Source organism: Arthrobacter sp. SW1 (assembly GCF_001766675.1).
Lineage (GTDB): Bacteria > Actinomycetota > Actinomycetes > Actinomycetales > Micrococcaceae > Arthrobacter.
On sequence record NZ_MJLT01000034.1, the window covers coordinates 250,706 to 264,113 of the forward strand.

The window sequence follows — 13,408 nt, forward strand, 5'->3', positions numbered from 1 at the left end:
CTGACCAAAAGAGCAAATTAATTAACAAAACATCACATTTTGGGGTGGGGCGATGAAGTACGGTTATGCCATGCCTACCGAGACCGCCGGTGTTGAGACCGAATCCCGCCGCTTCGCCAGCGGCCGCCAGTACGAAATCCGCCGGGGCGACGCGCTCGCCCTCGTCACCGAACTGGCCGCGGGCCTGCGCCTGTTCAGCCGCGGCGGCGTGCAGCTGACCGAAAGCTATGCCGACGACGTACTTCCGCCCGGCGCCACCGGCATCACCCTGGCCCCCTGGGCAAACCGTGTGGAGGGCGGCGTCTGGTACCTGGACGGCACCAAGCAGCAACTGGACATCACCGAGGTGGGCCGCAACAACGCCAGCCACGGCCTGCTGCGGAACGCCTCCTACGCCTTGGTGGACGAAGACGAATTCTCCGTCACGCTCGAGTCCGTGATTTTCCCGCAGCACGGCTACCCCTTCCTGGCCCGCCACCGAGTGCGCTACGGGATCGACGCCGAACTCGCGCTCCGGGTCTCCCAGACCCTCATCAACGACTCCCATGCCAAGGCCCCCTTCGTGCTCGGCGCCCATCCGTACCTGCGGATCGGGGACACCGCTCCCGAAGAACTCAGCCTTACCGTCAAGGCCGCCACCCGGCTCGTGGCTGACGAACGCCTTATCCCGCGCAGTACGGCGCCCGCGGACGGCGTGTTCGCGCTCGCCGGGGGTGCCGCCGTCGCGGAGCTGGACATCGACGTCGCCTATACGGACCTGGAGTTCGACGGCGGCGTAGCCCGCCATGTGCTCAGCGCGCCGGACGGGCGCAGCGTCACGCTCGAACAGGACGAGAGCTGCGCCTACGTCCATGTGTTCGTCACCAGCGGCTTCCCCGGGCGGAGCAAGGCGGTGGCGATCGAGCCGATGACCGGCCCGGCGAACGCCTTCAACTCGGGCGATGGCCTGCGTTGGCTGGAACCGGGGGAGTCCTTCACCATGCACTGGGGCATCTCGGCGCAGCTCTGACCGGGGCCCAGTGGCGTGGAGCGTCCCCTTCCGGGCGCGGTGGTTTCCCATTGCAAGCATGCTGGGGAATTATGGGGGCATGACGCCGACACCTGACGCCACACCGCAGCTTCCTCCCGCCCGTCCCGTCGTGGTTCCTGCCCGGCTTTCCGAGCAGCAGCTTGCCCAGGACATCCCCTACGGGGTGCGGATCGCCGCGGCCTGGGCCTGGCGGCTCGGGCTGATCCTGCTGGTGGGCGGTGCCCTCATCTGGCTCCTGTCCAAGGTCAGCTTCCTCATCATTCCGGTGATGGTCGCTTCCCTGCTCGCCGGCCTCCTGCATCCAGTGGTCGTCTGGCTGCGCAAGGCCATGCCGCAGGGCGCCGCCGTCGCGCTCACGGTGGTGGGCTTCATCGGCCTGATCGCCGGCGCGCTCGCGCTTGTGGGGCGGCAGCTCGCCACAGGTTTCGGTGAGCTCTGGCACCAGGCCCTCGCCGGCATCCAGCAGGTGCAATCCTGGCTGGCCGACGGTCCGCTGCACCTCACGGCGGACCAGATGGACCAGTACATCGAGGACGCCGTCAACGCGCTGCAGAACAACAGCAGCAGCATCCTCAGCGGCGCCCTGTCCTTCGGCAGCACCGCCGGCCATTTCGCTGCCGGGCTGGTGCTGGCACTCTTCATCCTGATCTTCTTCCTGCTGGAAGGCTCGCGGATCTGGAGCTTCCTAGTGCGGCTGCTCCCCAAGCGGGCGCGGGCCGCCACGGACGGCGCGGGCCGCCGGGGCTGGGCCTCCATGGTCAGTTACGTGCGCATCCAGATGTTCGTGGCCTTCGTGGACGCGGTGGGCATCGGAGTGGGTGCGGCCATCATCCAGGTTCCGCTGGCGCTGCCCCTGGGCGTGCTCGTCTTCATCGGCTCATTCATTCCCGTGGTCGGTGCCCTGGTCACCGGCGCCATCGCTGTGCTGCTGGCCCTCGTGGCCAACGGGTGGGTGAACGCCCTGATCATGCTGGGCATCGTGCTCCTGGTGCAGCAGCTGGAAAGCCACATCCTGCAGCCGATCGTCATGGGCAAGGCAGTTTCGCTGCACCCCGTGGCCGTGATCCTCTCGGTGGCTGCCGGATCCTACCTCGCCGGAATCCCGGGCGCGCTCTTCGCGGTTCCGCTGCTGGCCGTAGCAAATACGGCGGTTCGCTATATTGCCGCGCGGACGTGGGAACATGATGAAGGACTATCGGCTTCCTACAGGGAAGCCGGGGCTGAGGTGCAGGATCCGGACCAGGATCCCAACATCAAGGAAACCCGGCCCGCCGGTGCGCACTCCGCGCACGATGGCACGTCCGTACGCGGCAAGGATGCCGCAGGCCATGACGCGGCCGCCCCGGCAAGCTCCAAGCAGGCCCCGGCAGCCGATACCGACAAAGGAGAGTAATCCGTGAACACCCTCGAAACCCTGCCCGTCACCCTGGACGATGTCCTTAAGGCGCAGGAGCTGCTCGAGGGCATTATTACCCGGACTCCGATCGAAACCTCCCGGGCACTGGGCGCCATGGTGGGCGGCGAAGCGTTCTTCAAGTGCGAAAACCTGCAGCGCGCCGGCTCCTTCAAGGTCCGCGGCGCCTATGTGCGCATGGCCCGGCTCTCGGCCGAGGAAAAGGCCCGCGGCGTTGTCGCCGCCTCGGCCGGCAACCACGCCCAGGGCGTGGCCGTCGCCGCAAAGAGCCTGGGCATCAAGGCGCGGATCTATATGCCGCTCGGCGTCGCGCTGCCCAAGCTTGCCGCCACCCGCAGCCACGGCGCCGAAGTGGTGCTCCACGGCCACAACGTGGACGAGGCCCTCGCCGAAGCCCAGCGCTACGCGGACGAAAGCGGAGCAGTGTTCGTGCACCCCTTCGACAACGTCGACGTCGTGGCCGGCCAGGGCACCATCGGCCTGGAAATCCTCGAACAGGTTCCTGACGTGGACACCATCGTGATGGGCGTCGGCGGCGGCGGCCTGCTGGCGGGCGTCGCGGTGGCCATCAAAGCCAAGGCCAAGGAACTTGGTCGCGAAATCCGGATCATCGGCGTCCAGGCCGAAAACGCCGCAGCGTACCCGCCCTCGCTCGCCGCGGACGCCCTGGTGCCGCTCAAGAAGGTGTCCACCATGGCAGACGGCATCGCCGTCGGACGTCCCGGGCAGCTGCCGTTCAGCATCATCCGCGAGCTGGTTGACGACGTCGTGACCGTCAGCGAAGACTCGCTCGCCAGGGCCCTGATCTTCCTGCTGGAACGCGCCAAAATGGTGGTGGAGCCCGCCGGTGCCGTGGGCGTGGCTGCCCTCATGGACGGCACCATCGAGAACCCGGGCAAGGTGGCCGTGGTCCTCTCCGGCGGCAACATCGACCCCATGCTCATGCTGAAGGTGATCCAGCGCGGCCTCTCGGCGGCCGGCCGCTTCATGACCGTGCGCATGATGCTCGATGACCGCCCCGGTTCGCTGGCGACCATTGCCCGCATCATCGCCGAGAACGACGCCAACGTCACCGGCCTGGACCACACCCGGGTGGGCGGCGCCATCAGCATGGGTGACGTCTCCATCACCATCAACCTGGAAACCAAGGGCCACGAACACGGCGAGCAGGTGCTCGGCGCACTCCGGGCCGAGGGCTTCCAGCCGATCGTGGTGCACTGACGGCGGCCCCCATGGACTACCTCGGCGGCAGGGTGCCGGAGTCGGTTCCGGACAAGGAACCCCTTGCGGTGCGTGCCAAGGGCGGACTGCTGCTGATGGGCGGCTTCGTGGCCGTGCTCGCTGTCATTGAGCTCATCAACACCCTGTTCCTGCATGGACTCAACAGGACCTTCGGCCTCCGGCCACGCAGCGCGGACGGCGTGCTGGACATCTTTACGTTTCCGCTGCTGCACGCCAGCTTCGGGCACCTGCTCTCCAACGCGCTGCCGCTGATCATCTTCGGCTTCCTGGTGTTCCTCTCCGGGCTGCGCGTCTTCCTGACCACCGTGGCCCTGAGCTGGCTGGGTTCCGGGCTCGTGGTCTGGCTGATCGGCGGGGGAGTCACCGTGGGCGCATCCGGGCTGGTGTTCGGCCTGTTCGCTTTCCTGCTGGTGCGCGGTGTCCTGAACCGCAGCTGGTGGCAGACGCTGCTTTCGGTGGTGTTGTTCCTGGTCTATGGCGGCATCCTCTTCGGGGTGCTACCGAACATGATGAGCACGGTGTCCTGGCAGGCGCACCTGGGCGGGGCCGCCGGCGGCGTCCTCGCGGCGGTGCTGCTCAGGCCGAAAGAGGCTTAAAGCGCGACGCCGGCCCTCCCGCGAAAGGGAGGGCCGGCGTCGTATGTTAACGGCTGCTTAGCCGGTGAACGGCTTGGCGGAGACGATCTCCACCGCGATTTCCTTGCCGTTGGGGGCGGTGTAGCTGAGCTTGTCGCCCTCCTTGTGGCCCATGATCGCGACGCCGAGCGGGGACTTTTCGCTGAAGACGTCCAGATCGGAGTCGCCGGCGATTTCGCGGGAGCCGAGCAGGAAGGTTTCCTCGTCGCCGGCGATGCGGGCAACCACGATCATGCCGGGTTCGACGATTCCGTCGTCGGCCGGAGCCTCGCCCACCTGGGCATCGCGCAGCAGCACGGTGAGCTGGCGGATGCGGGCCTCAATCTTGCCCTGCTCTTCCTTGGCGGCGTGGTAGCCGCCGTTTTCCTTCAGGTCGCCTTCCTGGCGGGCAGCTTCGATCTTCTGGACGATCTCCGCGCGGCCGGCCCCGGACAGGTGCTCCAGTTCGGCCTTCAGGCGGTCATATGCGTCCTGGGTAAGCCACGCTGCAGTTGCGCTGTTGGTGGTAGACACGGACTTCTCCTTATGGATCTGCAAGCAAAAGACCCCGCCATGGTGGCCACTCGTGGAACTCAGTAACCAGCTCAGCGGGGTAAAGGTATTGGTCCAGTGTAGTCAATCCTGTGGACAAACCAAAAGCCAAAGGAGTCGCGGGTCACACCTTCTCAGTGGCCGCTGTCCGTGATCCAGCAACCATCCACGACGCCGGAGACTGCTTCGGATTCGGTCCGCAGGGCCAGTCGGTGCACCGTGGTGCGTCCGCCGTCTGCGCCGTCCTTGGGCTCGTTCGGGCCGATCTCCACGACCTTCCAGCCGACGATCGCGAACTTGGAATCAAGGGCCTTCACCGCGCATTTGGCGGTGGCACCCGGGTACTTGGCCACCTGGAAATCCACCTCGATCTGCGTGGCATCCGTGGCGTGGAATCCGATGTCCTTGAAGGTGACCGGGGCCGTGGCGGTGGTGGTGGCGATCCAGGCCATGAACCCGATGCCCAGCAGCAGCGCCGCGATGGCCAGGTTCCGCAACCCCTTGCGCCCCAGGCGCCGCTTTTGGGTGCCGTAGCGATTGGCTAGGCTGGTACTTGCCGGCCGCGCGGTCGAGGGGTCTTCCGAAGTCACCCGTCCAGTTTAGTGCGCTTCCGGCGGCTCCCTTGCATCAGCCCAACGCCTTGCCGGCAGCACCCCCGCCGGCAGCACAGAAAGAGGAATGTCCGAAGGATGAGCACCACCACCAGCTCCGCCACCCCGCTCCGGCTCCTTGCGGTCCATGCCCACCCGGACGACGAATCGAGCAAGGGCGCAGCAACGATGGCGATGTACGCCGCGTCAGGCGTCGAGGTCATGGTGGCAACCTGCACCGATGGTTCCCGCGGCGACATCCAGAACCCGGGCATGGAGGACGCCCCGCATCCCAAACGGGACATGGCAGGCGCGCGCCGCCTGGAAATGGACGCCGCTGCAAAGGTCCTGGGTATCCGCCAGCAGTGGCTCGGCTTCGTGGACTCGGGCCTGCCCGAGGGCGATCCGATGCCGCCGCTGCCGGACGGTTGCTTTGCGCTGCAGCCGCTCGAGCGCGCCGCCGCACCGCTGGTCCGCCTGGTCCGTGATTTCAAGCCGCACGTCATCCTCAGCTACGACGAGAACGGCGGCTACCCGCACCCGGACCACATCATGGCGCACAAGGTAGCGGTGGAGGCCTACCATGCCGCGGGCGATCCCGGGCGCTACCCGGGAACCGGCGAGGCCTGGACTCCCAGCAAGCTCTACTATGACCGTGCCTTCAGTCCCGAACGCTTCCGCGCCCTGCACTTCGCGCTGGAAGAAGCCGGCCTGCAGTCGCCGTACGCCGCCCGCCTTGCGGCCTGGCTGGAAGCCGACGCCGAAGGGCATACCCCGCCGGTGCCCGCACACCAGACCACAACGCAGGTGGACTGCGGCGACTACTTCGAAAAGCGGGATGACGCCCTCCGCGCCCACCGCACACAGATCGATCCCGATGGCTTTTTCTTCGCCGTGTCCCCGGAGTTGCAGCGGAAGGTCTGGCCGTGGGAGGACTACACCCTGGTGCATTCCCGGGTGCAGGTGGAGCTGCCTGAAAAGGACCTCTTCGCAGGGCTAAGATAGAAGGTGCCCGGCGATTTCTATCAGATGTAGAAATCGGAAGGAATCCGTCTCCGGGCAGCCAGCACTCCCATAGAAGGTTTGAACCGTGCACCACTTGCTCCTCGTCCTGGCCACGACTCCGGCGCCTTCGCCGTCTCCGTCCCTGCGCCCGGGCCTCTCGGAGGACCAGGTGACGCCGGGAACCCTGGGCTTCATCATGACCGCGTTCTTCGTGGTGGCCACCACCCTGCTGATCGTGGACATGGTCCGCCGCATCCGCCGCGTCCGCTACCGCGCCCAGGTCGAGGAAGCACGCCTGGCCGCAGAGGGCGGCGCCGATCCCGAAGCTGATGGCGATGGCGGAGCAGCAGCCCGCTAGCAACGGTCCCGTCGGGCCGCATGAGGGCCCGGCACGTTCGGAGCCCGGGTCCTTCAACGCGCTGGCCTCCGAACCCTCGGCCTACCTGCGCCAACACGCGGACAACCCGGTGCACTGGCAGCCTTTCGGGGACGAAGCCTTTGCGCTGGCTGCGGCCCGCGATGTACCCGTCTTCCTGTCCATCGGCTACGCCGCGTGCCATTGGTGCCACGTTATGGCCCACGAATCCTTCGAGGACCAGGCCACCGCGGATTACCTGAACGAGCATTTCGTCTCCATCAAGGTAGACCGCGAGGAACGCCCGGACGTCGACTCCGTCTACATGGCCGCCACCCAGGCCATCAGCGGCGAGGGCGGCTGGCCCATGTCCGTCTTCCTCACACCTGTTGGACTCGCCTTCCACGCCGGCACCTACTTCCCGCCCACGCCGCTGCCTGGCAGGCCGTCCTTCCTCCAGGTGCTCGAGGCGGTCCACGAGGCCTGGCTGGAACGCCGGGACGCCGTCGAACAGAACGCGCGAGAGCTCGCGGCCGGCATGGCGGACGCCCAAGCGGGTGCCGCCGTCGTGCTTGATACCGTCCCGCAAGCGGTCGACGCCGCTGTGCCGGCCACGGCGGTAGAGCTGCTGGCGCGTTCGGAAGACCCCGACGACGGCGGCTTCGGCCGGGCGCCCAAGTTCCCGCCGTCGGCGGTGCTGGAGTTCCTCATCCGTCATGCGGCGGTCCCCTCGGACACCGCCGATGCCGCACGGGACATGGCCGGGCGGACGCTGGCGGTCATGGCCCGTTCCGCGCTGCGCGACCAGCTGGACGGCGGCTTCACCCGGTACTCCGTGACGGCCGACTGGTCCGTTCCGCATTTCGAGAAGATGCTCTACGACAACGCCCAGCTGATCCGGGTCTACGCCCATTGGGTCCGGCTGGGCGGCAACGAGGTGTTCCCGGCGGAGGAAGCAGCCGGCGTGGCAGCGGAAGCGGCGGCCTGGATGGTCAGCGAGCTGGGCCTGGGCGACGCCGCGGAAGGCGGCCTGGCCTCCTCGCTCGACGCCGACACCGTGGTGGACGGCGTTCACCATGAAGGGGCCACCTACCTGTGGAGCCCGGCTGAACTGCGGGCCGTGCTCGGTGACGAGGACGGGCCCGCCGTGGCCCGCTTGATGGGCATCGGGGAGCGTGGGACGGTATCCGGCGACGGGTCGCCTCTGCACCCCGGCCGGGGCTTCACTGCTGCCGAAGCTGAACTGTGGGAGCGGGTGCGCCCCGTGCTCCTCGCCGCGCGCGGCCGCCGTGCCCAGCCGGGGCGTGACGACAAAGTGGTGGCCGGCTGGAACGGGCTCGCCGTGGGCGCCCTCGCCGACGCCGGGGCCGTGCTCGATGATCCGGAGCTCGTCCGGGCCGCGGAAAACATCGCGGCGTACCTCTACCGCGTGCACTGGGTGCCGGGCCCGGACGGCAGCCGGGGCCTTGTGCGGGTATCGCACGACGGCGTGGCGCGCGGCATCGGCGGCCTGCTGGAGGACTACGCATTCTGCGCCGACGGCCTCCTGGCCCTGTACGCCGTGACCGGCCACAGCCGCTGGTACGCCTTCGCCCAGGACCTGCTTGCTGAGGCGGCGGCGCGGTTCGCCGCCGACGGCCGCTTGTCCGATTCGGCGGGGGAATCCGGGCAAGTGCTCAGCGCCCAGGGCGGCAGGCCGTCATTGGATCCTTTCGACAACGCCGCGCCCAGCGGGGCCGCCGCCTTCGCCGGGGCCTTGCTGACGTCGTCGGCCTACTCCGGCTCCCACGAACAACGGCTCATGGCCGGAAACATCCTGAACCTGCTCCCGCCGATCGCCACCCGCGCCCCGCGGGTGGCCGGTTGGCTGCTCGCCACCGCGCAGGCGGCCCTTGCGGGGCCGCTGGAAGCCGCGGTGGCAGGCCCGGACGGCGCCGCCCGCCGTGAGCTGCACCGCCGGCTGCTGCTCTCCCCGAACCCCGGCATGGTGGTCGCCCTGCAGGAAACCGGCGACGGCGGAGCGGTTCCGGATGCGGCAAGCGTCCCCTTGCTGGAGCAACGCAGCACGGCCCCCGACGGTTCGCCGCAGGTGTACCTGTGCCGGGACATGGTGTGCCAGCGGCCCGTAACGTCCTTGGCGGACCTTGAAGAGCAGCTTCGAGCGATGAGCGGCGATTCCCCATAGCCTTGAGGCATGGCTGAAGAAAGCTCCGGCGTCGAACGATTCCTGCGCAAGGACGGCAGGATCGACAGGTACCCCAGGAAGCAGGACGCTCGGCGCCTGCTGCTGGAGTGGGTGGCCGGAAAGGTCCTGAAGCACGGCGAGCGGCTCGATGAGCGCAGCTTCAACGAGCGGCTGTCGGAGTACAGCGACGACTATGTGATGCTGCGCCGCTACCTGGTGGATGCGCAGCTGGTGGAACGTACGCCGGATGGATCGGCGTACTTCCTGCCGCGCAGCGGGGAGTGACGCCAGCGCAAGTGCGACGCTAGCGCAGCACGGCGATCATGATCGCGATGAAGTGCGCTGCGAAGCCGAACACCGTGAACACGTGGAAGAGTTCGTGGAAGCCGAAGACGCCGGGACGGAAGTTCGGCGCCTTGAGCCCGTAGAACACGGCACCCGCAATATAGAACGCCCCGCCCACGCAGATCAGCACCGCGGCTGGCACGCTGGCCGCGAAGAACTGTGGCAGGAAGAACAGCGCCGCGCAGCCTAGCGCGACGTAGATGGGCACGTAGAGCCAGCGCGGGGCATGCGTCCACAGCACGCGGAAGAGTACTCCCAGGACCGCTCCGGTCCAGATCAGCCAGAGCAGCAGCACGGTTGTCGGCCGTTCGAGCAGTGACCAGGCGAGCGGCGTGTAGCTGCCGGCGATGACCAGCATGATGTTGCTGTGGTCCAGCCGTTTGAGCAGCATTCGTGCCTTGTCCTGCCAGTTTCCGCGGTGGTAGACGGCGGAAACGCCGAACAGCAGCGCGCCCGTGACTGCGTAGATGGCCGAGGCAATCTTCCGGTCCGGGGTTGGCGCCAGCACGACCAGGACAACCCCCGCGGCCACGGCGAACGGGGCAGCGACGGCGTGGATCCAGCCGCGCCAGGCGGGCTTGGCCAAGAGAAGGTCCGACATTGTTAAAGCGTAAGCTACGTTCCGGTAGGTTACCAGCGGGTAACTTCCTTCATGGGTGCTTACGGCCGTCCATGCATCTCCATCGGCGCCGGGGACGGTAGCCTAGGTGATGCACCCGCGGCGCCTGCCCGGGTGCTTGAGCGACGCGTGATCGAAGGAAGTCAGGTGAACATCCGGATGGAATTGCCCGGTATTCTCTACGGCTTCTACGAACGCAAACTCCTGCGCTCCCTCGAAACAGACAAGATCCCGCGCCACATCGGCGTCATGGTGGACGGCAACCGCCGCTGGGCCCGCCAGTTCAACGCCCCCACCAGCGAAGGGCACCAGGCCGGTGCGGATAAGATCCACGAGTTCCTCGGCTGGTGCCAGGAACTCGGCGTCAAAGTTGTCACGCTGTACATGCTCTCCACGGACAACATGAGCCGCTCCGGCGAAGAGCTGGACCTGCTCATGGGGATCATCGCAAACACCATGGACCGCCTCGACGAAGCGCCGGACATCTCCGTCCACGCCCTCGGCGCGCCGGAGCTGCTGCCGGACTATCTCGCCGAGCGGCTCAACAAACTCACCGCCCGCACGCCGGTGCGCGAAAAGCTGCACGTCAATGTCGCCGTCGGGTACGGCGGCCGCCGCGAGATCGTCGACGCCGTCCGCGGGCTGCTGCAGGACGCCGTCGCCAACGGGCGGGACATGGCGGAGGTCGCGGACACCCTGTCCGTCGACGACATCTCCCGCTTCCTCTATACCCGCGGCCAGCCGGACCCGGACCTCGTCATCCGCACCTCCGGGGAGCAGCGGCTCTCCGGCTTCCTCATGTGGCAAAGCGCCTACAGCGAGTTCTACTTCTGTGAGGCCCTGTGGCCGGCCTTCCGCAAGATCGATTTCCTGCGGGCCCTGCGCGACTACGCGGGCCGGCAGCGGCGCTTCGGCACCTGACTCCGGCACCTGGAATCACGACGGCGGTGGGCGCCGTTCACATTAAGTTCACATCGCGGACATGCGAATCGCCGCTGTTTGTCACCGGAAATGAAGTGTGCCGGATTTACGTTAATCCCATCAGCAGGCAAACCGCCCGCTGATCGGGGAGGCCAGTAGATGGAGCGACACATCGCACCACATACGTGGAGGGCCGAGCCCGGCCGTCCGGCCGAGCCGCCTCACGAATAAGCCGGGCGAACGCCCGGGGCTGGAGTCGATGTGGCTATTTCTGAGCAACTGCCCGTAATCGTTTCCGACGGGGAAAGTGCAGCTACCTCTCGCAGCAAGCGGAGCCCCAAAGCCAAAGCTCCGCGGGCCGGCAAAGCAGCCGGCCGAAGCTATGTGATTGATACGTCCGTCCTGCTCTCCGATCCCCGCGCGTTGCTGCGCTTCGCAGAGCACGAGGTGATCGTCCCGATCGTGGTCATCACCGAACTCGAAGGAAAGCGCCACGACCCCGAGCTGGGCTACTTTGCCCGCAAGGCCCTGCGGCTCCTCGACGACCTCCGGATCGAACACGGCGGACTCAACACACCCATCCCGATCGGCAGCGACGGCGGCACCCTCCGCGTGGAAATGAACCACATCTCCACCGAAGTGCTGCCCGCCGGATTCCGCGGCGCGGACAACGACAGCCGCATCCTCGCCGTCGCCAAGAACCTGGCCAACGAAGGCCGCAACGTCACCGTGGTCTCCAAGGACCTGCCGATGCGCGTCAAAGCCTCCGCCATGGGCTTGCTCGCCGACGAATACCGCAACGAGCTCGTCAAGGACTCCGGCTGGACCGGCATGGCTGAAGTGGAAGCCACCGAAGAGGAAATCGGCACCCTCTACGGCCACGAACCGGTCTTCATCCCCGCCGCGGCCGAACTCCCCGTCAACACCGGCCTGGTGCTGCTCTCCAACCGCGGCTCGGCACTCGGCCGGGTGGGCGCCGACAAGCAGGTGCGCCTCGTCAAGGGCGACCGCGACGTCTTCGGCCTGCACGGACGCTCCGCCGAACAGCGCCTCGCCATCGACATGCTCATGGACCCGTCCGTCGGTATCGTCTCCATCGGCGGCCGGGCAGGCACCGGCAAGTCCGCCCTCGCCCTCTGTGCCGGACTCGAAGCCGTCCTGGAACGCCGCGAACACCGCAAGGTCATCGTCTTCCGCCCGCTCTACGCGGTCGGCGGCCAGGAACTCGGCTACCTGCCCGGCAGCGAATCTGAAAAAATGAACCCCTGGGCGCAGGCGGTCTTCGACACCCTCGGTGCCTTGGTTTCGCAGGAAGTCGTCGAGGAAGTCATGGACCGCGGCATGCTCGAAGTCCTGCCTCTCACCCACATCCGCGGACGCTCGTTGCACGACGCCTTCGTGATCGTGGACGAGGCCCAGTCCCTCGAGAAGAACGTCCTGCTGACCGTCATGAGCCGCATCGGCCAGAACTCCAAGATCGTCCTCACCCACGACGTCGCCCAGCGCGACAACCTCCGGGTCGGACGGCACGACGGCGTGGCCGCCGTCGTCGAAACCCTCAAAGGACACCCGCTCTTCGGCCACATCACCCTGACCCGCTCCGAACGCTCGCCGATCGCTGCTCTGGTGACGGAGCTGCTGGAGGGGGCGGAGATTTAACGCTGATGCGTTAATTCGCTGGACACGGCGGCGCGGCACCTGCTTTGGGTGCCGCGCCGTTGCTGGGTTCGACGGGAGACGGCCCTTCGCCGTCGCTTAGACACGTCGCATAAGGACCCCTTCGGTCGCTGGGCGACCTCTGTGATCCGATGCGCCGCGATGCGCTCCTCTGCGAAGGACCGCCGTCCCGTCTCGTGCGAATGTCGCCTTACCGCTGCTGTTGCTCCAGCCCCAGGAATTTCGCCCAGGGTTCGTGGCCTTCGACCTTCAGGGTCCAGTCGGGGCGTTTGAAGGCGTCCTTGGTGAGCCGGACGCGTTGGACTTCTTCGGCTTCCGGGCCCCAGTTGGTGCGGTAGCTGCCGTTCAGTTCGTAGCCGAGGGAGCGGGAAACGCCCAGGGACTTTTCGTTCCAGGCGGCGGCTTCGGATTCGGCGACGTCCGCGCCGAGGTAGTCGAAGGCGTAGCTGACGACGGCGGCCCGCATCTCCTTGCCGAGGCCCAGGCCTTGCGCGGACTGCTTGAGCCAGGAGCCGGTGCCGACCGTCTTCAGGACCTTGAGGTTCTTCGCGCCGATGTCCTGGCAGCCAATGATTTCGCCGTCGTGCCAGATGCCCAGCAGCAGTGTCCAGGATTCCGGGGTCGTATTGGAGCGGCAGTTCCAGTGCCAGCGGGCCATGTTCGGGCCGAGCTCCTCTGCGGGGACCTCGGTCCACGGCGTGCTGAAGGGGCTGCGGCCGGGTTCATGGATGCCGCTGCGGGCCGCGTCGAACAGGGCAGGAAGATCCGCGTCGTGGACGGACTTCAACCGCAGGCGCGGCGTGGTCAGGGTGAGGCCGAACGCCGGCCAGATGTCGGTAAGCGAGGTCATTTCGAAAGC

14 protein-coding genes are annotated in these 13,408 nt (G+C 67.3%); 10 read left to right on the forward strand and 4 right to left on the reverse strand.

Annotated features, from left to right (window positions below; genetic code table 11):
- The first annotated feature begins 70 nt into the window (after nucleotides 1-70).
- The 4 genes from BIU82_RS12985 (at nucleotide 71) to BIU82_RS13000 (ending at nucleotide 4,282) form a co-directional block, all read left to right on the forward strand.
- Nucleotides 71-1,009, forward strand: a complete 939-nt coding sequence (locus BIU82_RS12985) for an aldose 1-epimerase family protein (protein WP_139146603.1) — start codon at nucleotides 71-73, stop codon at nucleotides 1,007-1,009.
- A gap of 79 nt (nucleotides 1,010-1,088) precedes the next feature.
- Nucleotides 1,089-2,423 carry an AI-2E family transporter gene (locus BIU82_RS12990; protein WP_070349867.1) on the forward strand — a complete coding sequence of 445 codons (1,335 nt, stop codon included), beginning with the start codon at nucleotides 1,089-1,091 and terminating at the stop codon, nucleotides 2,421-2,423.
- A 3-nt stretch (nucleotides 2,424-2,426) separates the two neighbouring features.
- A complete protein-coding gene (ilvA, locus tag BIU82_RS12995; RefSeq protein ID WP_070349868.1) occupies nucleotides 2,427-3,665 on the forward strand; it encodes a threonine ammonia-lyase in 1,239 nt (412 codons plus the stop codon).
- 11 nt (nucleotides 3,666-3,676) lie between these two features.
- Nucleotides 3,677-4,282, forward strand: coding sequence for a rhomboid family intramembrane serine protease (locus BIU82_RS13000; RefSeq protein ID WP_070349869.1), 606 nt, complete (start codon nucleotides 3,677-3,679; stop codon nucleotides 4,280-4,282).
- Between the two features lie 57 nt (nucleotides 4,283-4,339).
- Here the strand turns inward: BIU82_RS13000 and greA are convergent, their stop codons facing one another.
- Together greA and BIU82_RS13010 are read right to left on the reverse strand one after the other, a co-directional pair.
- Nucleotides 4,340-4,834, reverse strand: coding sequence for a transcription elongation factor GreA (greA, locus tag BIU82_RS13005; RefSeq protein ID WP_070349870.1), 495 nt, complete (start codon nucleotides 4,832-4,834; stop codon nucleotides 4,340-4,342).
- Nucleotides 4,835-4,986: 152 nt separating this feature from the next.
- Nucleotides 4,987-5,442: a DUF4307 domain-containing protein gene (locus BIU82_RS13010; protein ID WP_070349871.1), complete on the reverse strand. Its 456-nt coding sequence runs from the start codon at nucleotides 5,440-5,442 to the stop codon at nucleotides 4,987-4,989.
- 99 nt (nucleotides 5,443-5,541) lie between these two features.
- On the opposite strand from BIU82_RS13010, the gene mca reads away from it, so the two are divergent.
- The 4 genes from mca to BIU82_RS13030 all read left to right on the forward strand — a co-directional run bounded on the left by mca (nucleotide 5,542) and on the right by BIU82_RS13030 (nucleotide 9,272).
- On the forward strand, nucleotides 5,542-6,447 hold the full coding sequence (gene mca, locus BIU82_RS13015) for a mycothiol conjugate amidase Mca (protein WP_070349872.1): 906 nt from the start codon (nucleotides 5,542-5,544) through the stop codon (nucleotides 6,445-6,447).
- A gap of 85 nt (nucleotides 6,448-6,532) precedes the next feature.
- Nucleotides 6,533-6,805, forward strand: a complete 273-nt coding sequence (locus tag BIU82_RS13020; protein WP_070349873.1) for a hypothetical protein — start codon at nucleotides 6,533-6,535, stop codon at nucleotides 6,803-6,805.
- Nucleotides 6,777-8,987, forward strand: a complete 2,211-nt coding sequence (locus BIU82_RS13025) for a thioredoxin domain-containing protein (RefSeq protein WP_083292323.1) — start codon at nucleotides 6,777-6,779, stop codon at nucleotides 8,985-8,987. Before BIU82_RS13020 ends, BIU82_RS13025 begins: the two co-directional genes overlap by 29 nt.
- A gap of 9 nt (nucleotides 8,988-8,996) precedes the next feature.
- The gene (locus BIU82_RS13030) at nucleotides 8,997-9,272 is read left to right on the forward strand and encodes a DUF2087 domain-containing protein (RefSeq protein WP_070349874.1); all 276 of its coding nucleotides are present in this window, start codon (nucleotides 8,997-8,999) and stop codon (nucleotides 9,270-9,272) included.
- 19 nt (nucleotides 9,273-9,291) lie between these two features.
- On the opposite strand, the gene BIU82_RS13035 is transcribed toward BIU82_RS13030, so the two are convergent.
- Nucleotides 9,292-9,933, reverse strand: coding sequence for a hemolysin III family protein (locus tag BIU82_RS13035; RefSeq protein ID WP_070349875.1), 642 nt, complete (start codon nucleotides 9,931-9,933; stop codon nucleotides 9,292-9,294).
- 177 nt (nucleotides 9,934-10,110) lie between these two features.
- On the opposite strand from BIU82_RS13035, the gene BIU82_RS13040 reads away from it, so the two are divergent.
- Entirely contained in the window at nucleotides 10,111-10,872 is a 762-nt protein-coding gene (locus BIU82_RS13040) for an isoprenyl transferase (RefSeq protein WP_070349949.1), read from the forward strand.
- 261 nt (nucleotides 10,873-11,133) lie between these two features.
- On the forward strand, nucleotides 11,134-12,531 hold the full coding sequence (locus BIU82_RS13045; RefSeq protein WP_070349876.1) for a PhoH family protein: 1,398 nt from the start codon (nucleotides 11,134-11,136) through the stop codon (nucleotides 12,529-12,531).
- Nucleotides 12,532-12,739: 208 nt separating this feature from the next.
- Here the strand turns inward: BIU82_RS13045 and BIU82_RS13050 are convergent, their stop codons facing one another.
- Complete coding sequence (locus tag BIU82_RS13050) at nucleotides 12,740-13,399, reverse strand: GNAT family protein (RefSeq protein WP_070349877.1); 660 nt, start codon at nucleotides 13,397-13,399, stop codon at nucleotides 12,740-12,742.
- Between the last annotated feature and the right edge of the window lie 9 nt (nucleotides 13,400-13,408).

Excerpts from the sequence above, each read along its gene's own strand:
- BIU82_RS12985 (WP_139146603.1), top strand. The coding sequence starts at position 71 with ATGCCTACCGAGACCGCCGGTGTTGAGACCGAATCCCGCCGCTTCGCC.
- BIU82_RS13050 (WP_070349877.1), bottom strand. The coding sequence starts at position 13,399 with ATGACCTCGCTTACCGACATCTGGCCGGCGTTCGGCCTCACCCTGACC.
- mca (WP_070349872.1), top strand. The coding sequence starts at position 5,542 with ATGAGCACCACCACCAGCTCCGCCACCCCGCTCCGGCTCCTTGCGGTC.
- BIU82_RS13030 (WP_070349874.1), top strand. The coding sequence starts at position 8,997 with ATGGCTGAAGAAAGCTCCGGCGTCGAACGATTCCTGCGCAAGGACGGC.
- BIU82_RS13025 (WP_083292323.1), top strand. The coding sequence starts at position 6,777 with ATGGCGATGGCGGAGCAGCAGCCCGCTAGCAACGGTCCCGTCGGGCCG.
- BIU82_RS12990 (WP_070349867.1), top strand. The coding sequence starts at position 1,089 with ATGACGCCGACACCTGACGCCACACCGCAGCTTCCTCCCGCCCGTCCC.
- BIU82_RS13035 (WP_070349875.1), bottom strand. The coding sequence starts at position 9,933 with ATGTCGGACCTTCTCTTGGCCAAGCCCGCCTGGCGCGGCTGGATCCAC.
- BIU82_RS13040 (WP_070349949.1), top strand. The coding sequence starts at position 10,111 with ATGGAATTGCCCGGTATTCTCTACGGCTTCTACGAACGCAAACTCCTG.
- BIU82_RS13000 (WP_070349869.1), top strand. The coding sequence starts at position 3,677 with ATGGACTACCTCGGCGGCAGGGTGCCGGAGTCGGTTCCGGACAAGGAA.